19 protein-coding genes and 1 tRNA gene are annotated in these 23,927 nt (G+C 53.9%); 14 read left to right on the top strand and 6 right to left on the bottom strand.

The annotated features are described in order from the left end of the window. Window positions 1–53: 53 nt before the first annotated feature. The gene (locus HMPREF1527_RS06420; protein WP_016477882.1) at window positions 54–758 is read left to right on the top strand and encodes a response regulator transcription factor; all 705 of its coding nucleotides are present in this window, start codon (window positions 54–56) and stop codon (window positions 756–758) included. Further along, window positions 739–2,130 carry a cell wall metabolism sensor histidine kinase WalK gene (locus HMPREF1527_RS06425; RefSeq protein WP_016477883.1) on the top strand — a complete coding sequence of 464 codons (1,392 nt, stop codon included), beginning with the start codon at window positions 739–741 and terminating at the stop codon, window positions 2,128–2,130. Before HMPREF1527_RS06420 ends, HMPREF1527_RS06425 begins: the two co-directional genes overlap by 20 nt. On the opposite strand, the gene treR is transcribed toward HMPREF1527_RS06425, so the two are convergent. Then, complete coding sequence (gene treR, locus HMPREF1527_RS06430; protein WP_016477884.1) at window positions 2,105–2,824, bottom strand: trehalose operon repressor; 720 nt, start codon at window positions 2,822–2,824, stop codon at window positions 2,105–2,107. The genes HMPREF1527_RS06425 and treR overlap by 26 nt on opposite strands. 304 nt (window positions 2,825–3,128) lie before the next feature. Between treR and treP the strand changes: the two genes are divergently transcribed. Together treP and treC are read left to right on the top strand one after the other, a co-directional pair. Then, the gene (gene treP / locus HMPREF1527_RS06435; protein WP_016477885.1) at window positions 3,129–5,141 is read left to right on the top strand and encodes a PTS system trehalose-specific EIIBC component; all 2,013 of its coding nucleotides are present in this window, start codon (window positions 3,129–3,131) and stop codon (window positions 5,139–5,141) included. 119 nt (window positions 5,142–5,260) lie between these two features. Further along, on the top strand, window positions 5,261–6,970 hold the full coding sequence (gene treC / locus HMPREF1527_RS06440) for an alpha,alpha-phosphotrehalase (RefSeq protein ID WP_016477886.1): 1,710 nt from the start codon (window positions 5,261–5,263) through the stop codon (window positions 6,968–6,970). A gap of 155 nt (window positions 6,971–7,125) precedes the next feature. On the opposite strand, the gene HMPREF1527_RS06445 is transcribed toward treC, so the two are convergent. Then, window positions 7,126–9,348, bottom strand: a complete 2,223-nt coding sequence (locus HMPREF1527_RS06445; protein ID WP_051113126.1) for a C69 family dipeptidase — start codon at window positions 9,346–9,348, stop codon at window positions 7,126–7,128. Window positions 9,349–9,772: 424 nt separating this feature from the next. Here HMPREF1527_RS06445 and galE point away from each other — a divergent pair, with 424 nt between their 5' ends. The 6 genes from galE to HMPREF1527_RS06475 all read left to right on the top strand — a co-directional run bounded on the left by galE (window position 9,773) and on the right by HMPREF1527_RS06475 (window position 15,526). Beyond that, complete coding sequence (gene galE, locus HMPREF1527_RS06450; protein WP_016477888.1) at window positions 9,773–10,828, top strand: UDP-glucose 4-epimerase GalE; 1,056 nt, start codon at window positions 9,773–9,775, stop codon at window positions 10,826–10,828. A gap of 32 nt (window positions 10,829–10,860) precedes the next feature. After that, window positions 10,861–11,985: a polyprenyl synthetase family protein gene (locus HMPREF1527_RS06455; RefSeq protein WP_016477889.1), complete on the top strand. Its 1,125-nt coding sequence runs from the start codon at window positions 10,861–10,863 to the stop codon at window positions 11,983–11,985. A 9-nt stretch (window positions 11,986–11,994) separates the two neighbouring features. After that, window positions 11,995–12,924 (top strand): peptidoglycan-binding protein, encoded by a 930-nt coding sequence (locus HMPREF1527_RS06460; RefSeq protein WP_016477890.1) that lies wholly within the window; start codon window positions 11,995–11,997, stop codon window positions 12,922–12,924. A 60-nt stretch (window positions 12,925–12,984) separates the two neighbouring features. Further along, a tRNA-Gln gene (locus HMPREF1527_RS06465) sits at window positions 12,985–13,059 on the top strand. A gap of 82 nt (window positions 13,060–13,141) precedes the next feature. Beyond that, window positions 13,142–14,530 (top strand): bifunctional UDP-N-acetylglucosamine diphosphorylase/glucosamine-1-phosphate N-acetyltransferase GlmU, encoded by a 1,389-nt coding sequence (glmU, locus tag HMPREF1527_RS06470; protein WP_016477891.1) that lies wholly within the window; start codon window positions 13,142–13,144, stop codon window positions 14,528–14,530. After that, on the top strand, window positions 14,531–15,526 hold the full coding sequence (locus HMPREF1527_RS06475; RefSeq protein WP_016477892.1) for a ribose-phosphate pyrophosphokinase: 996 nt from the start codon (window positions 14,531–14,533) through the stop codon (window positions 15,524–15,526). It abuts the gene before it with no gap. 136 nt (window positions 15,527–15,662) lie between these two features. Here the strand turns inward: HMPREF1527_RS06475 and pcp are convergent, their stop codons facing one another. The 3 genes from pcp to HMPREF1527_RS06490 are packed head-to-tail and all read right to left on the bottom strand — an operon-like array spanning window position 15,663 to window position 18,085. Further along, window positions 15,663–16,313 (bottom strand): pyroglutamyl-peptidase I, encoded by a 651-nt coding sequence (gene pcp / locus HMPREF1527_RS06480; RefSeq protein WP_016477893.1) that lies wholly within the window; start codon window positions 16,311–16,313, stop codon window positions 15,663–15,665. A 39-nt stretch (window positions 16,314–16,352) separates the two neighbouring features. After that, window positions 16,353–17,330: a DUF979 domain-containing protein gene (locus HMPREF1527_RS06485; RefSeq protein ID WP_016477894.1), complete on the bottom strand. Its 978-nt coding sequence runs from the start codon at window positions 17,328–17,330 to the stop codon at window positions 16,353–16,355. Continuing rightward, entirely contained in the window at window positions 17,330–18,085 is a 756-nt protein-coding gene (locus tag HMPREF1527_RS06490) for a 5-oxoproline transporter, DUF969 family subunit (RefSeq protein WP_016477895.1), read from the bottom strand. The genes HMPREF1527_RS06485 and HMPREF1527_RS06490 overlap by 1 nt, the downstream gene beginning before the upstream one ends. A 136-nt stretch (window positions 18,086–18,221) precedes the next feature. Between HMPREF1527_RS06490 and pth the strand changes: the two genes are divergently transcribed. From pth to HMPREF1527_RS06510, 4 genes are all read left to right on the top strand, one after another. Next, window positions 18,222–18,851, top strand: coding sequence for an aminoacyl-tRNA hydrolase (gene pth, locus HMPREF1527_RS06495; protein ID WP_016477896.1), 630 nt, complete (start codon window positions 18,222–18,224; stop codon window positions 18,849–18,851). A gap of 137 nt (window positions 18,852–18,988) precedes the next feature. Further along, a complete protein-coding gene (locus tag HMPREF1527_RS06500; protein ID WP_016477897.1) occupies window positions 18,989–19,831 on the top strand; it encodes a sulfide/dihydroorotate dehydrogenase-like FAD/NAD-binding protein in 843 nt (280 codons plus the stop codon). Then, a complete protein-coding gene (gltA, locus tag HMPREF1527_RS06505) occupies window positions 19,819–21,216 on the top strand; it encodes an NADPH-dependent glutamate synthase (protein ID WP_035434258.1) in 1,398 nt (465 codons plus the stop codon). Before HMPREF1527_RS06500 ends, gltA begins: the two co-directional genes overlap by 13 nt. A 215-nt stretch (window positions 21,217–21,431) precedes the next feature. Continuing rightward, window positions 21,432–21,899, top strand: coding sequence for a hypothetical protein (locus tag HMPREF1527_RS06510; RefSeq protein ID WP_016477899.1), 468 nt, complete (start codon window positions 21,432–21,434; stop codon window positions 21,897–21,899). A 136-nt stretch (window positions 21,900–22,035) separates the two neighbouring features. Here the strand turns inward: HMPREF1527_RS06510 and ade are convergent, their stop codons facing one another. Then, on the bottom strand, window positions 22,036–23,871 hold the full coding sequence (gene ade, locus HMPREF1527_RS06515; protein WP_016477900.1) for an adenine deaminase: 1,836 nt from the start codon (window positions 23,869–23,871) through the stop codon (window positions 22,036–22,038). Window positions 23,872–23,927 lie beyond the last annotated feature (56 nt).

Raw genomic sequence — 23,927 nt, forward strand, 5'->3', positions numbered from 1 at the left:
GCGCCCGAGGGGGTTACAATGGCAAAAACAAATCGGGACATCTAGGTGCTTATATGACCAGGATACTTATCGTTGAGGATGAAGAAAAGATCGCCCGTTTCATAGAACTCGAACTAACGCATGAGGACTATGAGGTGGATAAGGCGCTGGACGGCAGAACCGGCGTTGAAATGGCGCTCTCAACCGAGTATGACCTCATCCTGCTTGATATTCTTCTTCCCCAGCTTAACGGTCTTGAAGTCCTGAGGCGGATTCGCCGCGAGAAGAACACGCCCACCATCATGCTGACCGCACGTGATTCTGTCATGGACAAAGTTGCCGGACTGGACGCGGGCGCTGACGATTACCTCACAAAGCCTTTTGCCATTGAGGAACTTCTCGCCCGCATTCGTGTAGCGCTCAAACACCATGACGCGACTAGCGATTCCTCTCATTCAGCGCCTGAGGCTCCGGCAACCAACTCCTTTACGATGAGGGGAGTTACCCTCGATGTGGATCGCCGTGAGGTATGCGTGGGCCACGATTCCGTAGAACTTACCAACAAAGAGTTTGAAGTTCTGCACATGCTTATGGAGCATGCCGGCGTTGTTATGAGCCGCGAGCGCATCGCGTCCGGCGCCCTGGGCTACGATTTTATAGGCGATACCAACAACGTTGACGTACATATCGCCCACCTGCGCGCCAAGCTTGACGACCGCTACAACATCAAACTCATCAGCACTGTCCGCGGAGTGGGATATGTCATCAGAGAAACGTAAGCGGATAGGAAAATGGGCAAAGAACCTGGTGAAGACGCGCTCAACCAGCCGCTCCGAATCTTCAACCGCTCGTTCCATCAGCTGGGGTTTTTGGTGGCGCAAACTGCTCAATTACCTCTTCTTTAACCTGCTGCTTTTTGCCTGTGTGGCGCTCATCCTCGTGTATTCGTATAACAAGAGCCTGCCGCAAGATACCTTTACCTTCGGATTTTTTCCCGCGCGCTATCACGCGATCTCCCTTACCTTCCCCAACACGCTCAGTAGCTTTTCCACTGTCCGCTATATCGTCCACGGTCCTGACTCAAGCGTTACAGCGTTTGAGCTTGGAAAAGATCTCATTGCCCTCTGGCCTCTTTACGCAGCCGTTCTTATCTGGGAACTCTTGGATCTCCTGCACTATTTCAATGACACGCGCCGCGTCAAACGAGCCCTGCTCCCCTTAAACACCCTTGCGCTCAAAGCAGAAAAGCTCGGCAACGCCGATCTTCTCGCCAGCGTTCACCCCAACGCTTCGACAGACGGCGCTTCGCTCAGCCACGGTAAAATGGAAAGCCTGGAACAGGCTATCGAACGGGCAAGTGTTGATTCGCCCCAAATTCACACCGGCAATGAAGACCTGGCCAGCATTGAAATCGCTCTCAATAAACTCCTGCACCAGATGCAGGAGGCGAAACTTCAGCAGATGCGCTTCGTCAACGACGCCAGCCATGAACTGCGCACGCCTATCGCGGTTATCCGAGGGTATACCGACATGCTTGACCGATGGGGCAAGACCGACGAAGCCGTGCTGGACGAATCAATCGCCGCGCTCAAATCGGAAAGCGAACACATGCACGACCTTGTCGAGCAGCTGCTCTTCCTTGCACGCGGCGACGCGGGCAGAAATACGCTTACCAGGGTTCCCTTGAATTTCGCGCAGCTTGCCTTTGAGGTATGGGAAGAATCAGACATGATTGACGCCAGCCATCACTATGTACTGGGGTTTGACAAATCAGCGCTTGCCGACAACCGCTACCAAACAGTCGGCGACATCGCGATGCTCAAACAGTCTCTGCGTATCATTGTTCAAAACGCCGCCCGTTATTCACCCGCCAAAACGCCCATTACCTTTAATATCTCCTATGACGAGAAGAACGTGCAGGTATCGATAGAAGATGAGGGCATGGGCATATCTGAAGCGGCAGTCGCTCACATTTTCGAGCGATTCTGGCGAGCCGATAATGCCCGTGCTAAAAGCAACGATGGTTCCGGCCTCGGATTATCTATTGCAAAGTGGATTGTCGACAGTCATGACGGCTCTATTGACGTGCTTTCGCGAGAAGGTGTAGGAACTCGTTTTAGCATTGCTATACCTCGCGTCGCGCTACGGTAAAAAACGAGAAGTAGTCCGGCCGGTGCCTTGACTGCGTAAACTCAAACATTCTGCCATAGCTGTCAAATGTCTGCCCTGTCACAACCGCAAGATAATCAGTGCTGTCAAGGTCAAGAAAACGCCGATCTTCCGCTGTCACCCGCTCCACGGTAACGGTTCGTTTGCTAGTTGCGATTTGCATGTCGAGTTCATTTTCGAGGTATTCATAGATAGAGCGTCTCGCCTTATCCTCCGTAAGGTTGGCTGCAAGCTCGGCAAGAAAGTAGTTGTAGTCCAAAATCAGAGCCTTACCGTTAATTATCCGGACACGAACCACATAGTAGAGATTGGCTCCTTCTTCAAAACCGGTACGTGCCGCCAGCTCGGCATCAGCCGTAACGCGCTCAAACGTCACTACCTTTGTTTTGGCATCAAGATCGTTGCGCTGAGCGGCTTCTTTGAAAGTTTCTATACCACCCAGCTCAAACAAGGCGCGCGGCCGTTTCTGATAAATAACGCGAACTCCCTTGCCATGCACTGGCTGCAGCGCTCCCTGTTGGCTCAAAAGGGCGATCGCTTTTCTCAAGGTATTATGCGAGCAGGCATATTCCTTGGTCAGAGTGGCCTCAGAAGGAATCAGCGACTGATAGGGATATACTCCTTGCTCAATCTTTGTTAAAAGATCGCGATAAATTTCATCATAAATTGTTCTCATACATATCCCCAATGCTATTTAGTTGCAGTTCTTTCAGACTTGCGCATGCGGTAAACAGCATAGCACCTACTTATCCAAATAATCTGCATAAGACGCTGAGGGGCGATTTTGCAACGCTTACAGTATCGAGTCTTTCAATTTTTTATTTTCAGACAGAGAAGCGCTACGATGTTCTTACTTATTTGCATAAGTTTGTGATGCGCTTGAGCGAAAAAGACCTGGCGGGTCTCAGTAAAAACAGACCCCCAGTAAACTACATTTCGGCTCCTTCGTATTCACAATACGTGCGAGGAAAAGAGGAAAAATGGCAAAGTACGACCATGATGCTCGGGAGCTCCTCAAGCTCGTTGGCGGCAAGGATAACATCGCGGCGGCTTCGCATTGCATGACCCGCATACGTTTTGCCCTCAAGGATCCTTCTAAGGCCGATGTTCCTGCTATTGAAAAACTTGCATTGGTGAAAGGCAGTTTCACGCAGGCAGGCCAATTCCAGGTCATTATCGGTAACGACGTTGCAGACTTTTACGACGTCTTCGTCGGCATTTCCGGCATAAGCGAGGCTTCAAAGCAAGATGTCAAATCCGCTGCTCTTGGAAATACCAACATCCTGCAGCAAGCTATGGGAGCCATTGCTGAAGTATTTGCTCCTCTTATCCCCGCCATCATTACCGGCGGTCTTATCTTGGGTTTCCGCAACGTCCTTGGCGAGATGCCCTACTTCGGACCTGAAGGCAACCAGACGCTAGCGTCGCTTTCCGTCTTTTGGACTGGCGTGTACAACTTCCTCTGGCTGATTGGCGAAGCAGTCTTCCACGCCGGCATCCCCGTTGGAATCTGCTGGTCAATTACGAGGAAGATGGGCGGCACCCCGATGCTTGGCATCGTGCTCGGCCTTACCCTCATCTCCGGCCAGCTGATGAACGCCTACGCCGTTCCGGGAGCAACCGCCGCCGATTGGGCCACCCATACCTGGGATTTTGACTTTGCTCAGGTTCGTATGATTGGCTATCAGGCGCAGGTCATCCCCGCTATTCTCGCCGCTATCACCTTCAACTACCTCGAACGCTTCTTCAAAAAGATCACTCCGTCCGTCATTCAGATGATTGTGGTGCCGTTCTGCTCGCTTCTGCTTGCCGTCATGGCCGCCCACTTTGTACTCGGCCCCATTGGCTGGACCCTCGGTTCTTGGATTGGCAATATCGTTCTTGCCGGCATCACAAGCCCGCTTGCCTGGCTCTTTGGCCTTGTTTTTGGCGCCGTATACGCTCCCCTTGTCATCACCGGCCTGCACCATATGTCCAACGCCGTTGACATGCAGCTCATCGCAAGCTCCAACAATTACGGCACACCACTGTGGCCCATGATCGCGCTTTCCAACATTGCTCAGGGCTCATCAGTTCTTGCCATGTCAATACTTCAGAAGCATGACGAGAATGCCCAGCAGGTCAATATTCCCTCTATTATCTCCTGCTACCTGGGCGTTACCGAACCTGCAATGTTCGGCGTCAACCTCAAGTATGGCTTCCCCTTCGTATGCGCCATGATCGGCAGCTCCATCGCGGGAGGCGTTTGTACCGCTTTCGGCGTCAACGCCCTCTCCATCGGTGTCGGCGGCCTGCCAGGCGTCCTCTCGATTCGTCCCGAATTTATCGGTATCTTTGCTGTCTGCATGATCATTGCCGTAATCATTCCTTTTGTCCTCACCTTTATGGTCGGCAAGCGTCAAGGTATCGATAAGAACGAGGAAGTCGCTGACGGCAGCGCTATAAGCACCAACGGTACTGACAATGACAAGAGCGCCAACGCCGCTGTCGCAAGCGCAGCAGTCGCCGAAAATCTTGCCGCCGCGGCCGATCTTGTCGCTGACGGCACCATTAAAGCCTGCGTCAACGGAGCGGCTCTCACGCTTGCTGAAGTCAACGATGGCGTCTTTTCTGCCGGCATGATGGGAGACGGTCTTGCAATCGCACCGTCCGATGGCAGCGTTTTGGCACCCTGCGACGGCGTAGTGTCCGTCATGATGGAAGAAACAGGCCACGCTGTCGGGCTCAAGCTTCCCAATGACCTTGAACTGCTGATTCATATTGGCCTTGATACCGTCGAGATGAAAGGAGAAGGTTTCTCCTGCCATGTCCATCAGGGAGATATTGTTCGCAGCGGTCAACCGCTGGTAACATTCGACCGCAATAAAGTGGCCGCAGCAGGACACAAAGATACCGTCCTTATGATCGTGACCGAGCCGGGTCAGGCGACCGATTTAGCGTACGTCACCTCCGGACAAGTCAAAGCGAACGAGACCGACGTCATTACGTACTAAAGTTGCGTCCTAAGCGTAACTACAATTGTCGCACGCCATTATCGCGAGACCTGCCGAGCCCGATGGGTTTGACAGGTCTCGCGCAACCGCATCTAAAACCACACATGAAAGAAGCGACTATGTCAGAGCAGTCACCCAAAACAACAGCCGCCCCTGAGATCACGAGCGCACGCGCCGAATTTCTCGGTACCAAGGTCGCCTACCAGATCTATGTCCGCTCCTTTCAGGACTCAAACGGCGACGGTATAGGAGATCTCCGTGGCATCACGCAGCGTCTTGACTACCTGCAAAAACTTGGTATCGATTACCTTTGGATTACGCCGTTTTTTGTTTCTCCGCAACATGACAATGGCTACGATGTCGCAGATTATCGCAACATCGAATCTCTCTTTGGTACTATGGCAGACTTTGACGAGCTCTCGGCCGAGGCAAAAAAGCATGGCATCAAGCTGATGCTCGATATGGTCTTCAATCACACCTCGACCGATCACATATGGTTTCAGCGAGCGCTTGCCGGCGATTCCAAATATCTTGCCTACTACAAGTTCGTCGATGGCGAACCTGACACGCCGCCAACCAACTGGCAATCCAAGTTCGGGGGAAGCGCCTGGGAGTGGGTCCCCTCACTTCACAAGTGGTACCTGCATCTCTATGACACTTCACAGGCCGATCTCAACTGGGACAATCCGGAGGTCCGCGCAGAGCTCGCTGACGTAGTGCGCTTTTGGCGCGATAAGGGCGTTGACGGTTTTCGCTTCGACGTAATTAATGTTATTTCCAAGCCGGATATCCTTGAAGATGACACCTTGGGAGACGGCCGACGTTTTTATACGGACGGCCCGCATGTCCATGAATACCTGCAGGAACTTGTGGAGAAAAGCGGCATCGATGGACTGATGACCGTCGGGGAAATGAGCTCCACCTCTATTGAAAACTGTATTCGCTATTCTAATCCTGCCGATCATGAACTTGCCATGGTATTTTCGTTTCATCATCTTAAGGTTGATTATCTCAACGGCGAAAAGTGGGCACTCAAGGAGCCGGACATCAACGAGCTGCGCAATCTGCTGAAATCATGGCAGGAGCACATGACAGCTGGCGGAGGCTGGAACGCACTTTTCTGGGCCAATCATGACCAGCCGCGACCAAATTCTCGCTTTGGCGATACCGTGCACTACTGGGAAAAATCCAGCAAGCTGCTTGCTGTCACCACACACCTTCTGCGCGGAACTCCCTATATCTACCAGGGAGAAGAGTTAGGCATGACGAATGCGGACTTCACTACTATCGAACAGTATCGCGATGTGGAGTCTCTTAATTACTTTACGATTCTTCAGAACCAGGGATACTCACCCGAGGAAGCGCTTCATATCGTCTCCGAGCGCTCCCGCGACAACAGTCGCACCCCGGTTCAGTGGGACGCGACAAAAACCGCGGGGTTCACTTCCGGAACACCATGGATTGGAATTCCTGAAAACCATACGACCATTAACGCCGCCGCGGAAGTTGATGACCCCGACTCGGTATTCTCCTTCTACCGGCAGCTCATTGCCATCAGGAAAGCCCATCCCGTCATCAGCGAGGGTGATGTTCACTTCATCGATACTGCCGGCGAGAACATCATCGCCTATGAACGCACTCTGAACGACTGCCGTGTATTGGTTTTTGCAAACTTCTCTGATCAAGAGGTCAGTTCCGTGTCGACCGATCTATTCAACGGCTTTGATGTTCTTATCGGTAACTACCCCGATACTGCTACTGACGCACACTCACTGCTACTGCGACCTTTTGAGGCACGAGCATTCATTAGGTCTTCACATGCAAAATAGCCGCTACGATGCTTTGATGGGATACACGGGCTTTATCAAACAAAGATAAGCGACGAGGACGCCCTTGTGTGGGCGTCCTCAAGCGGTGATTAAACGTGCGGAGCCAAGATCTGGGTACTCGCACCTTTGTCTTTATGCCAGGTCCTGCACGATCACTAGCTATTCCTTCTCTTCAGGCGAAGAACACTTGTTGTTGTGATAAGCGCAGTTCCTGCTATACCAAGGCTAAGAGGGATGAGGAGATTTGTGGAGTCAGAGGTCTGAGGGAGATTACCTTTGCCGCTCCTACGAGATCCAGACCTGCGGTTGTTACCCTGTCTAGGATCAGTGTTGTTCTGGTTCTGACCTTGGTTATTCTGATCTTGTCCTGAGTCGGAGTCCTGTCCTGCGGAGTTGCTAACAGTAACAGTAGCGCTTCTAGAGACGGCTGTGAGACCTGAGGCGTTATTAGTGGCAACACAGTAATAACGAGCAGTGCCTACTTCTGAGGTATTTACAGTAAGAGTTTGACCTGTACCAACAGAGACGTCAGCGGCAGGAGCATTGCTGTTCTCAGTACTGGCAGGCTCGGCAACTCTGAACCACTCGTAGGTCAACTGTGAATTGCTGCCCTCAACGCCATCAGGAAGGTTTGCCTCAGCGCTCAGTGTAACAGCATTGCCCTTCTCGACACTTACATCTTGGGGCTCAGAGGTGAATACGGGAGTGACAAAGGCTGTTGCATAGCTGATAGGAGTCCTTGCAAGTCCAGTGGCTACGTCGTAGTCGCTTGGGACAAAGGGTGCTGACTGGTCTCCCTTAAGATAGTTGCGCATTTCATCCAGCAAAGCCTTAGTTTTTGCGTACACCTCGGCGCTCGCTTGCTTATGGAGCTTGTTTGCGAGTTTTGTGCGTTCAGAGGTCGGTGTCTGCTGCATAATCTTGTCGACTACTTCCTGCTGGGCAATAAGCTGCTTTTGCAGGGCGTCGAGATATGCGCGGGTATTGGCGGCGAGTTTGTCTCGATTGTTGTAGGCGAGCGTATTGATGTCCATGAGAACATAATCGAGCGATCCATTGTCGGTGCTGGCATCCATAGCAGCGTCTACGCTATCTACGTTTTCTCTAGGACCTGTGTGAGCCTCATTCCAACTATCTACAGGCGGATACAAAGTGGTATCTACCTCGGTGAGAAGGGCTGAGTAGCTAGGAATTGCAATGCTGAATTCGGAGCGAGAGAGAGCTACCCACTGAATGGTTGCGATGTCAGCACTCATACCCGGGCGAATTTGATACATGTGCGCCTCAACCGTGCGATTATTACCAATGGCGTAGAGGCCTGCATTGGTATTAGCGTTGAGGGTGCTATCCTGCTCACCCCGGGCGGCGAAGGAGCGCAGCATGGTGAAGAGATCAACCTGGCTGACACCAGGGGTGAAGAGGAGCTGAGGGTCATTTACAGAGGCCACGCCATGCGCCCCCATGGTGTAGCTTCCCTCGGCGAGCGGAGCGCCAAAGTAGGCACGACCCTGCGCAAGGCGGGTATATTGTGAAGCGCCAGGCTGAGGATTGCCGTAGGAAGTAGCAACGTCAAGAGTGCCATCTTCAAAATACGTGGCACTACCAGCGTTTACTGCTGTTTCTTCAAGCCGCTCTGAGTGTAGACAGACATTCTCGTTGTTAAGATCGATTTGGTATTTGAGTTGTCCAATGTTCGGATTGACCGAGGCCTTGTTGGGATATGCGCCAGTAAGATTGATGGCAATCCACTGATGACCTGAGAGCTGAGTAAAGAGCCAAGTTTCAGTGTTGTCAGCAATGACAATCTGATTGCAATCGTAGTTGCCGTACTGATCGATAAGCCTACCAAGGAGCTTAACGCCTTCACGTGCTGTAGGGCTGCAGGCCAGTACGATATCGGCAATAGTGTACTCACCGAGGCCACTGGGCGTTGCGCTTCCGTTGCCACAGGGATCAACAGCCTTGACTTGATTGTTATAGTCTGTAGTGAGAGTAGCAGAGACGCTCACGCCCATCTCGTTAGTGCCGGCCTCAGAGTAAGCATCATTGCGCCCGTCCCAACCTGAAGGAAGATCGCGCACGTAGGTGTAACGATAGCTTGTTCCAGCATATGTCCACCTGAAGTTTGACTCATCCGACGAGAACTCGGGGTTCTGACGAGCCTCTTGGATCCCAAATGCCTTGGGATGACGCTGCGCGTAATCTTCTGCACGGCCAACGTAGACATCGCCGGTGCGTGTGAGCTGTGGCCCCACATAGATCTGCGTACAGGCAAGCGCATCTTTTGGCAGCGCCAAAAAGAAGGACAGCGTCACAGCGACCACTGAGCTAATAATCCCCCAAAGGCGCCTCTTGTGTGATGTTTTTATTCCGCTCATAACATACATCAACCTCTCAAAAATGAAACGTGATTGTATTGCTTTCAGGATTCCCTGATGAATCTGACCATCAGCTTGAATTATATAGACTCGACGATTCCAGATGCATCACAAAAGAGGAGAGTAGGGTGAACGGAAAGCGAACGGAAATCCACAGTTCCTTAAGCTATGTTCCAGTACCCATTGTTTGCGAAGAGAGCGCTTGTTCGCTACACGAGAGACGCTTGCAATGAGAGCAACACTTGCAGTGAGGATGACTGTTTTATACGGTAATACGTCTTTTTAGACCGACACTAACGCTATCTCTTCTCTGCAAACCACAGGTAGCTCTCCCAACTGTGGTCTTCGTGGTTGTACTATACTACCAGCAGACATGACCTGTGATTATACAAGTGCAATCTCACCGCACTAAGAAGGGATACTCATGAGCCAAAAGAAGGACCCCAAAGACACCTGCGTACTTATCACCGGAGGCGCCGGTTTTATTGGCAGCCATACCGTAGTTGAATTGCTCAATAAGGGCTATGAGGCAATCATCGTTGACGATCTTTCCAATGCGTCGGAAAAAGTTATCGACCGCATCAAGACCATCGTGGGCGAGAAAAACGCCGAACGCCTCACGTTCTACGAGGCCGATGTCAACGATCGCCCTAACCTTGACCATATCTTTACCGAGCACGCCGTCGACCGCGTTATCCATTTTGCCGGCTTCAAAGCTGTCGGCGAGTCGGTTACCAAACCAATTGAGTACTACGCCAACAACCTTGGCTCCACGCTTACCCTTCTGGATGTTATGCGCACCCACGGCTGCAAGTCCATCATCTTCTCCAGCTCGGCCACCGTCTACGGCGATCCCGATTCATTGCCGCTGACCGAAGAGAGCCCCAAAAAACCTGCGACCAACCCCTATGGCTGGACCAAGTGGATGATTGAACAGATCCTGACCGACGTCCACACCGCCGATCCTGAATGGAACGTCGTTCTGCTTCGCTACTTTAACCCCATCGGCGCCCACCAGTCCGGCCTTATCGGCGAGGATCCCACGGGCATCCCCAATAACCTCGTGCCGTATGTGGCGCAAACGGCCATCGGCAAGCGTGAGGCCATTCATGTCTTTGGCAATGACTACCAGACTCCTGACGGTACTGGCGTCCGCGACTACATCCACGTCTGCGATTTGGGATCCGGTCATGTCGCCGCTCTCGACTGGATGAACGGCCGCACAGGCGTTGAGATTTTCAACCTCGGCACCGGCGTAGGCAGCTCCGTCCTTGACGTCATCAAAGCGTTCTCAAAGGCATGCGGCAAAGAGCTCCCCTACGTTATTGAACCTCGCCGCGCGGGAGATGTGGACGCCAACTACGCCGATTGCTCTAAGGCGGCCAGAGAGCTCGGATGGAGCGCTCAGTACGACCTCGACGACATGTGCCGCGACTCCTGGAAGTGGCAGTCCATGAACCCCGACGGCTACCGCAGTTAGCGCCTGCTTGTCCGGCGCACCAAGGAGCCATCGTGAACTTTGCCGATTATCTTGCCTTAGTCAGGCCTCGTATCGAGAAGGACCTCAAAGCTGGACTTCCTTCTGTCACAGGCGATGCCAACGAACCTGAAGCGGTCTCCGCGCACGCAACCGATGACTTGAACGCCTACCTCTACGAGCCGTTGCGCCAATTTAGCGCGCAAGGAGGCAAACGCGTACGGCCGGCGCTCGCTCTGCTTGGAGCCGAAGCTGTCGGAGGCAATCCTCAAGAGGCGTTCCCCATCGCAAGCGCCATCGAAGATTTTCAGTCGGCGGCGCTTATCCATGACGACATCGCTGACGGTTCAAAATTACGACGCGGCAATCCCTGTCTTTATCGCACTCTTGGCGTTGGCCTTGCCATTAACGTAGGAGACGCGGCGCTGGTCAACGTTGTATCACGTATTGCCCGCAGCGATACGTATAACAACGATGTCAAAATCCGCCTTATCGATGCCCTTCTTTTGATGCAGGAGCATACTCTGGAAGGCCAGGCGCTCGATCTCGGCTGGACCCGAGAAAATCGATGGGACATCACATCCGATGACTATCTTTTTATGGCGACGTCAAAAACGGCCTACTATTCCGCCGCTTGCCCGCTGGTAGCCGGCGCCATTGTAGGTGGTGGCAGCCAAAGGCAGCAGTCGGCGCTCAGATCCTTCGGCATGAAAGCCGGGCTCGCCTTCCAGCTTCAAGACGATCTCTTGAACCTCGTCGGCGATGGCACAGCGCAAGGCAAGGACTTCCGCTCCGACATCACCGAAGGCAAACGTACGCTTTTAGTGGTCCGGGCTTTAGAGGCGCTGCTCGCCTCCACGCAAGAGGGCGAGACGCAAACGGCTTCTGAGCAAAGCGACATCCACGTCACCAACGCAGCTCTTTCCGCTGATGTTCGAGGCGAGCTCATTTCTCTTTTGTCGTCAAAGACAAATGACCCTATACTGTTAGAGCGCGCCGTTGCGCTCATCGAGTCCTCCGGCGCTCTTGACTTCGTCCGCTTGCGGGCCCAAAGCCTTATAGCTGAGGCCAAGGAACATCTCAATGGGGCAGAGTTCGACGCTGAAGCACGTGACACGCTGCTGTCGATGGCTGACTTTTTTGTGGATCGGAAGAGGTAACAAGAAATTATGGACCCTATCACGCCCGGCAGCACCGGCGCTGCCGTTGAGGATATTCAGGAACGTCTGGTAAAGCTCGATTACGATATTGATGCTACAGAGCGCGAGAAGCACTCCTTTGGCCGCACGACCGCCAACGCCGTTGCGCGCTTTCGGCTTGACCATGATCTTTCGCTCGGCGAAGACGTTGACATCGCCACATGGGTGTTGCTCGTTGACGAAAGCTACGAGCTGGGAGACCGCACACTGTACCTGCGTCTGCCAAACTTCCATGGACACGATGTACGTCAGCTTCAGGAGCGCCTGAATATCTTGGGATTTTCCTGTGGAGAGCCGGACGGCCAGTACGGCGTTCACACCGAGGCCGCGGTAAAGCTCTTCCAGGAAAGTGTCGGTGAGCTTGCTGACGGCATGGCGTTTCAAGATACGCTCGACGCCATTGAGCGTCTGCGTCACGTATGGTCCGGCAAGCAGGCAAAAGGGCCCCATCCCCAGGGCGGCATGGGATTTGCACGTGCGGCGAACGTGTTGGAAACCATCGCGCTTGCCATCACGGGCGAAGATCCCATTGCCCGAAATGTCGCCGGACGCGTGGCCAATCTTGCCAGAGCGACTTCCGAGGCGTCCGGCATCGAGCTTGTTGACTCCATCGATACTCCCACAAGCTGCACGGCCATTCTCGCCATCACGTCAAGCCCAGCGCCAGTTAAGCCCGCCCGCGGCAAGACGGTTATCGGCAGCGTCACCATGGACGAAAACGAGACGCTTCCTATGCGCCTGCGGACAGCCTTTCAGTCGGCGGAGGGTTCGCCTCAGATCGTGCGCATCTCGCTGCCCGAAAGAAGCTCGGTAGAAGGTTCGTTTACCCTCGCGGACGCACAAACTCTTGCAGTTCTTGTATTAGATGCAATTTGCGGCGCATTTATCGGCCGTAGCTGATACACTCATAGAGCATTCATTTTCAAGCATGTATGCCGGCGACCAACGTAGTGATTACATTGGGGTATCGTCCAATGGTTAGGACACGGGTTTTTGGTGCCTGTAATGTGGGTTCGAATCCTACTACCCCAGCCATGCCTGCTTGAGTATGATGAGTATGTAAGGGACTTGACGCGGCATTCCGCGTCAACGCACAGTTCGCTTGGAGGCTTTTCACATGCCACTTACTGCGATTGTCCTCGCTGCCGGCGAGGGAACGCGCATGAAGTCCCGCCACCCCAAGGTAGTGCACAATCTACTTGATAAACCCATCGTTTGGTGGACCGTCCGCGCCGCGCAGGCTGCCGGTGTCGAACGCACCATCGTTGTCGTGGGCAATCATGCAGACGAAATCAAGGCTGCGCTATCCGATTTCGATGGAATCGAATATGTCGAGCAGACCGATCGGCTTGGCACCGGTCATGCGGTTCGCGTAGTCCGCGATGCTCTTGGTGGCTTTAATGGACCTGTCGTTGTCATTAACGGCGACGCTCCCCTCATGCGCTCAGAAACAATCAAAGCTCTTGTTGATGAAACGCGCGCGCACCACAACGCCTGTACCTTATTGACCATGACGCCTCCGGATCCCACGGGATATGGGCGCGTTATTTTTTCAGACGGGCACGTCGCCGGCATTGTTGAGCATAAGGACGCCACCCCTGAACAGCGCAAACACGAACGCGAATGTAACGTAGGCGTGTATTGCTTCTGTGGCGGCCGTCTTACCGCAAACATTGACCTTATCGCCAACGACAATACGCAAGGCGAATACTACCTCACCGATATGGTTGGCATATACGTCGGCCAGGGAGAGCCAGTATCCGCCGTTCATGTCGATGACTACCATGAAGCGCTGGGCGTCAATTCCCGCTCACAGCTCGCCGACGCCACCCGCATCATGCAGGAGCGCATCAACGAGCACCTGATGGCGGAAGGCGTTACAATGCTCGATCCGACCACGGTCTGGGTCGGCGCGGACGTCACCGTGGGTCAGGATACTGAGATTCTTCCGATGACCATGCTCTACGGCGCAACGCATATCGGGTCTGACTGCGTTATCGGACCGAATACGCGCCTGACCGACACGACTATCGGTGACGGCTGCGTTGTCGATGAAACCGTCGCTCTTTCCGCGGTTGTCGAGGACGGCGCCACCTGTGGTCCCCGCGCCTATCTGCGACCTGGCGCTCACCTCATGCCGCACGCCAAGGCCGGCACACACGTTGAGATTAAAAATTCAACCATCGGCGCAGGTTCCAAAGTTCCGCATCTTTCCTATATCGGTGACACCACTATGGGCGAAGGCGTCAATGTTGGTGCCGGATCGATTACCTGCAACTATGACGGCTACCACAAGTTCCCTACCACCATCGGAGATCATGTGTTTATCGGCTCGGACACCATGATGGTGGCCCCGGTCACTATCGGTGATGGCGCACTGGTAGGCGCAAGCTCCTGCATCACTCAGGATGTTCCCGCGGACGCTCTTGCTCTTGAGCGCAGCGAACAGCGTATTGTTGAAGGATATGCCGCTACAAGGCGCGCAAAGCTTGAGAAAGAGGATTAAATGTTTGAGCAACTGTGTCAGCCACTTAACGTCGAGAAGAACATCAAACTGTATTGTGGTACGGGTAACCCTGAACTTGCCCGCAAAGTTGCTGAAATCCTCCACCTTGAACTTTCCGGTCTGCTGCTGGAAAAGTTTGCCAACGGCGAGATATACGCTCGCTTTGATGAGTCCGTCCGCGGCAATGAAGTCTTTTTCATTCAGACACTAGCCGGGAAAAACGTTAATGACCTGGTTATGGAAACGCTTATCGTCGCCGATGCCGCCAAGCGGGCGTCCGCGAAGAACTTTACGGCCGTTATTCCCCACTACGCGTATGCGCGCCAGGATCGCAAGGCCGCTGCCCGCGAGCCCATCACCGCGCGCCTCATGGCCAATCTGCTTGAAGAGGCCGGCGTTGACCGCGTTATCACCCTTGATTTACACCAGGGTCAGATCCAGGGCTTCTTCGATGTTCCCGTTTCACACCTGACAGCGCTGTACCTCTTGGGCGACTACTTTAAGAAAAAGCCATTCAACTGGGAAAATACTGTTGTCGTTTCCCCGGATATGGGTCGCGCAAAAGCAGCCAAAAAGCTTTCCGATTATCTTGACTGCGGTTTGGCCATTGCCCACAAGAGCCGTCCCCGTCATAACGAGTCGGCCGTTATGGGCATCATCGGTAACATCACCGGTAAGACCTGCATCGTCAACGATGACATGATTGATACCGCAGGTACCCTTTGCGCTTCCGTTCTCAAGCTCAAGGAAATGGGAGCAGGCGACATCTACGTCTGCGCTACGCACGGCATCTTCTCCGGCCCTGCCATTGAGCGCCTGAATGAAGCTCCGATTGAAGAATGCGTGGTCACCGATGGCATTCCTTGTGCCGCAGCCAATCAACTAGGCTCAAAGATCAAGACCATTACCGTTGCAAACGAGCTCGCAGAGGCGATTTACGCCGTCTACACGGATCGCCCCGTTTCCGACATCTTTGGCGGCGACCTCAACCTGTAAAAACAATTTGCAGGAACAACGCCTGTAGCAATAACATAAGCCATCCCTGATGCAAAAGCGAGAAGACCTTGGAACTCAAAGCTCCAAGGTCTTCTCGTCTCTACACACCCATGAGCGACGACGTTGTGAACAGCGACTAGTGGGTAGTGCCAAAAGTTGCGTCCACGATGTCGGTCTGATGCTCTACAGCGGCAGTCAAAGCGAGCTCAAGGCCGCGTGTCATTATTTCAAGAGGAAGACTGGGTGTATTCCCCGGCTGCTTGGTGGCCTGCTCGGTTGCAAAGGGAACGTGCAGGAAAGCGCCGCGCGCCTCGGGATGCTTGGTGGCAAGCGCGTGCAGCATGGAATACATCACGTCGTTGCAGACGTACGTTCCGGCCGTGTATGATACGGTCGCCGGAATACCTGCCTCATTCATGGCCGCAACCATCGCACGAACAGGAAGCGTTGCAAAGTAAGCGTCAGGGCCGTCTTCGACGATCTTCTCGGCAAGCGGCTGATTGCCATCATTGTCGGCAATGCGCGCGTCTCGGTAATTGATGCCAACAAATTCCGGCGTAATCTTCGCGCGGCCACCCGCCTGGCCGACGCAAAGCACAATGTCAGGATCAATATGATCAATTGCGGCCGAAACCGCATCTGCTCCGGCGCCAAAAACCACCGGAACCTCCAGCTTTACCACGTCAGCGCCGGCTATGGTATCGGGAAGCGCACGGACGGCTTCCCAAGCAGGATTGATTTTCTCGCCACCAAAGGGCTGAAAACCGGTTACCAAAATTGTTGCCACGATGACCTCCTATCAAAGCGTTGTAAAAGTCGCACCTTTTTAGAGTGCTACCAGTACAATCATCATAACGATTTGCACCGTAAGCATAAAGATGGCAGGAACGACTTGTTTCTTGATAACGCCATACTCATCGTCCATCTCAAGAATCGCCACGGGAACAATATTGAAGTTTGCCGCCATTGGCGTCATAAGCGTACCGCAGAAACCACAGGTCAGAGCAAGCGCGCCAACAACGGTGGGATCCGCTCCGAGCGAAAGCACAAACGGAGCTCCGATACCCACGGTAAGCACGGTAATTGCCGCGAAGGCGTTACCCATAATGGCGGTAAAGAGCGCCATTCCTACGCAGTAGACGACAATACCGACAATCAAATTACCCTCGGGAATAACGCCTCCCACAAGGTGAGAAATGACTTCACCCACGCCGGCAGCCGTAAAGGTCGCGCCAAGAATCGAAAGGAGTGTAGGTAGCATAACCAGCGGCCCTACAATATCAAGCATGCGCCTTGAGTCATCAAGAAAGAGCTTGGGAGTATTCACGCCGGGCCGCATACATAAAAGAATGCCGCAGCCTACAAAAACGCCTACCGTAAGTCCTACAAGCGTTGAAATCTTAGGGAAGAGGAAGGCGAAAATCAGCGCAAAAACACCGATGCTGAACGACGCTAAAAAGATTTTGTTGCCGATGCTCGAATACGCCACGGCCATCTCTTCTTCGGTGGGCTTTGTCGTATCTTCTCCGCGCCCAACTTGTTTGAAGACCGCGGGAAGCAGCATGATGATAAGACCGATGCCGGTCAGCTCGGAGGGAATCCATTTTCCTACAATAAAAAGCAGGCCGAGCATGGTCCAAAAAATCCCGGTACCGATACGCTTAACGTTGGTTTTGTCGCGGAAATTTGAAACGCCTGCGTACATCGCCACGAGACCAATAAGCACAAAGACAATTTCAAGTAATTTTGCCGAAAGCGTAATTTTCGGATCGGTGGAAGTGTAAAAAGCGATAAGAGCGTCCATTACGCCTCACCTCCTGTCTCAGTGGTGGCATCGCCCGTTGCAACGACGGCCGTATTTCCGGCCTTATCCGCGGCGGCCTCGATGTCGCGCTTTTGATATCGGCGGTCGAGGAATATATAGTATGCCGAGGTAAATGCAACGGCAATGAGAGCTACCGGAAGCTCGATAGCCGCAAGATGCGAAAGTTCAACGGCGTATCCAAGCTCCTTAAGCGTGCTTTGCACCAGCAGCATGCCTGACGAACCCACAAAGAGCACTTGACCGAAGAACCACGCGACATTTTCCATGCCGGACGCCATGCCCTTAAGATCATCGCGGTGACGAGGTGTCATCAGCGTCGCGTCAGGATCGTCCGCCGCCTCAGCCATAGGCATAACCACGGGCTTAATAAACCCGGCGACGCCGCCAAAGCCAACGTTAAACGCGGCGAAAATGAGGCGGAAAACGCCATAGGCCGCCATGATAATGCCGCCGCTGGCGCCCTTGACGCGGCGCATGAGCTCACGAGCCGCATTGCGAAGGCCGTTTCGTTCAAGCGTGCCCGTCAGTACAAAAACTACCACGCAAATAAGCATGGTACGCGTTGAGACAAAGCTCTTTCCCAGCGTCTGCAAAAATACAATCGGGTCCATGCCGGCAATCACCGCGGTAACGCATGCCGCTATGAGAATCGTAAGAATCGAATCCCACTTAAACGCGAAGCCAACCACGACTACCAGGATGCCAAGCAGTTTGACCAACTCGGTTATATCCATACCGCCTCCTCTAGGTTTACTACATCACGGTACAGAATTGCACACATCGCCCTTGCTGTGCGCGTAAAGGACGAAATTTTAAGCAATATGTTACATTGCGTATACAAAGACGGCCCAAACCGGTAAGGGAATCTTGATGAAAGCAAACAGACAGCCACAGACCATCTACGCATCTCTCAAGGCTCCTTCTCTTGTGTGCGGTCTCGGCAACCCTGGCGAGAAGTACGCGCACACCAGGCATAACGTCGGCTTTGCTGTAATTGACGCGCTTGCCGAACGCTATGACGCGCGCTACTGGAAGCATGAAGCGGGCTGTCTGGTTGCCACCATCATAGTCATGGATGCAGACGCGCAACGGCGAGAGGTTCTTCTCGCCAAACCGCAGGATTTTATGAACACCAGCGGAGGGCCTCTCTCAAAGCTCGCTCAGACAAGGCGCATCTCTCCTGCCGACATACTTGTCGTTCATGATGAAGTTGATCTTGCAGCCGGAAGCGTACGAACACGAGCCGGCGGCGGACTTAATGCCCATAACGGCCTGCGCTCCATTGCAGACAAGTTTGGCACCCACGATTTCATGCGCCTGCAGTGCGGCATCGGGCGCCCGCCTGGTCGGATGAAGGTCGCTGACTACGTCTTGAAAGAGCTCAAAGGCGCCGCTCTTGAAGAGTTTCTTGTCACCGTTGAGGTGGCGGCCGATGAGGCGGAGAAACTGTTCAAGGCACCTCTGACAAAACCTGTCCTCAAGGGTTTTCTCGCCACATGAGCGCGCTAAGCGTTATACAATAACGTTTGCACATTTTTTCGGCCGAACCCAGACGCGCCGTTTAAATGATTTGCAGGTCGAGCGTAGGCTCGACTTACTGCACGAGGATATCCGGTTCGGGAGAGGAGTACCGCTGAATGTATAAGATCCTCGAAAAGACGCAGTTCTCTGAAAAGGTTTTCAAGTTTCGCATTGAGGCACCTGAGATGGCCAGGCACGCACATGCCGGCCAGTTCCTCATGGTGCGCGCCAATGAGACCGGTGAGCGTGTTCCCTTCACGTTTGCCGACTGGAATCCTGAAGAAGGCTGGGTCGAATTCATTTTCATGGTAATCGGTAAAACCACGGAGATGCTCTCTACCTATGAGGCAGGCGACGCTATCCAAGACGTTACCGGTCCGCTTGGCCAACCCACTGAAATGGGCGAAGGCAGATGGGCGGTTATCGGAGGCGGCGTTGGCTTGGCCATTGCCTTCCCTGTCGCCCGCCAACTCAAGGCTACCGGCCACGAAGTTCACGCCATCATGGGCGCCCGCACCAAGGACCTGCTGCTCCTTGAGGAGCAATTCCGCAGCGTGCTTGATGACGAGCATCTCCATATCACCACCGACGACGGCTCCTACGGCGAGAAGGGCGTTGTCACCGCTCCGCTTGAGCGCCTGCTTCAGGAGAAAAAGGTTGACCATGTATTCTGTGTCGGCCCCGTTCCTATGATGAAGTTCTCAGCGCTCACGGCCGAGAAGTACAACACGCCCATCATTGCCTCCCTCAACCCCATCATGGTTGACGGAACCGGCATGTGCGGCTGCTGCCGTGTCGAGGTTGGCGGCGAGACCAAATTCGCCTGCGTTGACGGCCCTGACTTTGATGCCACCAAGGTTGACTGGAACGACCTCCGCGCACGTCAGGCGGCATATCTTACGGAAGAGGGTCAATCGCTGAAGGCGTATGAGGAGACGAGGTGCGCATGCCACAGGTAAATGGTCGTTACATTCCTAATGTAAAAGCTCCTCGTACTGCCGATAACGAAGAGCCAGCTGATGTCCGCGCAAAGGACTTCCGTCCGGTAGACAAGGGCTTCACCAAAGAGATGGCAATCGCGGAGGCCAACCGCTGCCTTGACTGCAAGAACCCGCTTTGTGTACAGGGCTGCCCGGTCAGCATTAACATCCCTCGCTTCATTGAGGCTATCCGTGCCGAAGAATTTGGCCGTGGTCTTGATATCATCCATGAGGCGTCCATGCTTCCCGCTGTCTGCGGCCGTGTATGTCCGCAGGAAAACCAGTGCGAAGGCGTCTGCGTCATGGACAAACGCAGTGAACCAGTAGCCATCGGCCAGCTGGAACGCTTCCTTGGAGACCAGCCCGAGCTTGCCTCCGAAACCAAGGTTGCTCCCAGAAACGGCAAGAAGGTTGCCGTTGTCGGCTCCGGTCCCTCCGGCATCGCCTGCGCCGGTGAGCTTGCGCGCAATGGCTTTGATGTTACAGTATTTGAAGCATTCTTCACAGGCGGCGGCGTGCTGGTATACGGCATCCCCGAGTTCCGTCTGCCAAAGGCTGTTGTCAAGCGCGAGATTGACGGTCTTAAAGATCTCGGCGTGAAATTTGAGTACAACTCAGTTGTAGGCCGCATTACCGATGCCGATGAGCTCTTTGAGAAGGGTTTCGACGCCATCTATATCGCCACCGGTGCCGGCCTGCCGAAGCTCTTGAACATCCCCGGAGAGAACCTTCCCAACGTCTTCTTCGCAAACGAATACCTTACGCGCGTGAACCTTATGAAGGCAAACCAGTTCCCCGAGTATGACACCCCCACCAAACACGGCAAGTCCGTTATCGTCTTCGGCGGCGGCAATGTTGCCATGGATGCGGTCCGCACGGCAAAGCGCCTGGGCGCCGATCGCGCAATTATCGCATACCGTCGTACCGAAGAAGAGATGCCTGCTCGCCGCGCCGAGCTGCACCATGCCAAGGCTGAAGGTGTCGAGGTTATGCCGCTGGTTTCTCCGCTTGAGTTCATTGCCGGAGAAGGCGGCACCGTATGCGCTGTACGTGTTCAAAAAATGGAACTTGGCGAGCCCGATGACTCCGGTCGTCGTCGCCCCGTACCTATTGAAGGTGCCATTGAGGAGATCCCTTGTGACGTTGCCATCTCTGCTATCGGCACCAATGCCAACCCCTTCGCCAAGATGATTGGTGACATCAAGCTCAATAAATGGGGTTACATTGAGGCCGATGATGAAGGTCGTACATCGGATCCGCGTATCTGGGCTGGTGGCGATATTGTCACCGGCGCGGCTACCGTTATTTTGGCTATGGGGGCTGGCAAAGCCGCCGCGGCTTCAATCACCAAGCACCTCGCATAGGCGCCGCTACAACGCGTTTTTGTCGATACGCCGCAACTTTTGGTCATCAAGAAGTTGACCTCAAACAACGTAACCCCGACTGTCTCTTTGACAGCCGGGGTTTTGACAGCCGTGGTTTCTTCTCGCTTCACAGGTACTTCTCGCACGCAGACATAAGTGTCGCCAGATTCGCTACACTAGGAGATACCATCCACGCTACCCACATAGGAGAAGAGATGATAGATGTAACCGAAGCGAAGGCGCTTGTTGAAAAAGCCGTTCCCGGCAGAGACCGCGCGGAGGCTGACACCCTCTCCGCAGCGGCTATCGATTGGGCTATTAAAAATCTCATTGGGCGCACCGAGGCACGTATTCGCACCTACGCAATGTACGGCAAAACAGCTATCGCCGTCAAGATTGCCCCGGGCGTTAAAGACAGGGAGGGAAGCGGCAATTCGTTTTACAGTGATTTGGTTGCGGAGAGCAATACCGAGGTTGCCGATGCCATTGCTGATCTCATCAACGGCCGTGAACAAACACTTCTCTCGCCTATCCAAACCGCTCGAATCCTCAATACCTACAATGCGCGCACGGTAAAATTTGTACGGTCACTCAGGCAGTTGGGATTTACCGTTAAAACAGGTGATGAGCCGTGCGGTAATGCTCGACTTGACAACAGTACTATCGTCGTCATGTGGGAGTAAAACGGCAAAGGTAAACGGCAGAAATAAAGCGGCGCCCGCAGATGCAGACGCCGCTTATCAGAGCTTACCGGAGTTGCCTTATCGAAGCGTTGTTTACAATCGATGGCTATCCCCGTCAAACGATTATGCCAAACAATTACGCCTCGTCGCCGATAACCAGCGGTACAAATTGGAACGTATCAGTGTCTACATAGCCACGGTTGGTAAGGCGCAGGCTCGGAATGCACGCCAGCGACAGCAAGCCCATGGTCATAAACGGAGAAGGCATGGTGCAGCCCATGTTCGCCCACGCCGCTTCAATGGTATCGACGTCAGCTGCGACCTTTTCAACATGCTCAGGACTCATCAGGCCACAGATAGGAAGCTTCACAAGACCGAGAATCTTTCCATCTTGAACGGCAACCTCGCCGCCGCCGCACTCCACCAGTGTCTTTGCGGCCAACGTCATATCAGCGTCATTGTCGCCGACAACAAGCAGATTATGAGCATCATGAGCAACCGTTTGGGCAAGGGCGCCATGGATGCCAAAACCCTTTACAAAGCCGTACGCGTACGTACCGGTATTGTGATGACGCTCAAAGACGAGAACTTTCAAAAGATCTTGTGACGGATCGGCGGTAAGGCAGCCGTCAACAATTGGCGCCAGGGCCTCGGTGCTACCGGTAATGGTGGAACCGGGAGCGACTACCATAGACCTTACGGTAGCAGAGGAGCCGGAAAGAGCCTGGCCGTTTGCGTCAACAGCGGGAATACGGAAGGTATTCTCGTCAATGTCTACGGACACATGCATGGTATCGGTCATCCATGAAGGATACACATAGCCGCCCGCCTCAAAAAGAGCCTTGCCGTCTTCGGCCACTATCTCGCCGTCAATAATGGTACGCGTCACGTGGAAGTCCTTAAGATCCTCAAGGAAGACGAGGTCGGCGCACTTTCCGGGGGTGACGGAACCCATGTCCTCGCCTACCTGGAAGTAGGTGGCGACGTTGATGGTAACCATCTGGATAGCGGTAACAGGATCAATGCCCTCACGGACGGCCATCCGCAAAATACGGTCAAGATGCCCGTCGGAAACCAGCGTGTTGGGGTGGTTGTCGTCAGAAACAAGGTTGCACAGGCGCGTATCAATCTTGCCGCTTGCAACAGCGGGGGCAAGGTCATGGAGATTCTGCCATGCGGAACCTTCGCGAATCTGAGCGTACATACCCAGACGCAACTTAGCAAGGACATCTTCCGCCCTGATGGACTCATGGCAAGAAGAGACGCCGGAGGCAATATAGGCGTTAAGACCGCGATCCGTCTCGCAGACGCTGTAGTGGCCGGTAGCAGTACGACCCGCCTTCAGCGTTGCGTTCACCTCTTCAATGGCATTGTCCTGGCAGGAAAGGATGCCGGGGTAGTTCATCATTTCGCCGAGAGCGACAACACCATCCCAGCTCATGGTTTCCTCAACGCCCGCGGCATCAACGCTTGCGCCGGTGTCCTCAAAGCCCGGGACGGCGGGAACGCAGGAAGGCGTTGTAATCATTGCTTTCAGCGGAACCTTCGCAGCAACCTTGGCGACCTCAGCAACGCCCTCAAGACCGGTCACGTTGCAAAGCTCGTGGGGATCCCAATAGATGCCTGTGGTGCCGTGGGGTACGACGGCACGCGCATACTCATCCACTCCAACCATAGAACTCTCAACGTGGATGTGTCCGTCCATAAAGCCTGGCGCCACAAGCGAGCCTTGAGCGTCAATGACGCGAGTCTTCTCGCCAATGCAGTGTTCTGCCGTGTAGGGAGCAATGCCCAGATACGCCACACGCCCGCAGGCAATGGCAATATCGGTATCCTCAAGAATTTCATGCGTGGTGACGCTGATCAGGCGGGCATGGCGGATAACCAGCTCGGCAGGTTCCTGCCCCTGCGCAACCCGGATGAGAGTCCTGTTGCATTCCCACAAAGGCATCTTGCAAAACTTGTTAAGCATATCGGTCTCCTTTCGGTGTGACCATGAGTGATGCTAAAAACATCAGTAGTCATTAT

Origin of the sequence: Atopobium sp. oral taxon 199 str. F0494, from assembly GCF_000411555.1 — a bacterium.
In the GTDB taxonomy this organism is placed as follows: domain Bacteria; phylum Actinomycetota; class Coriobacteriia; order Coriobacteriales; family Atopobiaceae; genus Lancefieldella.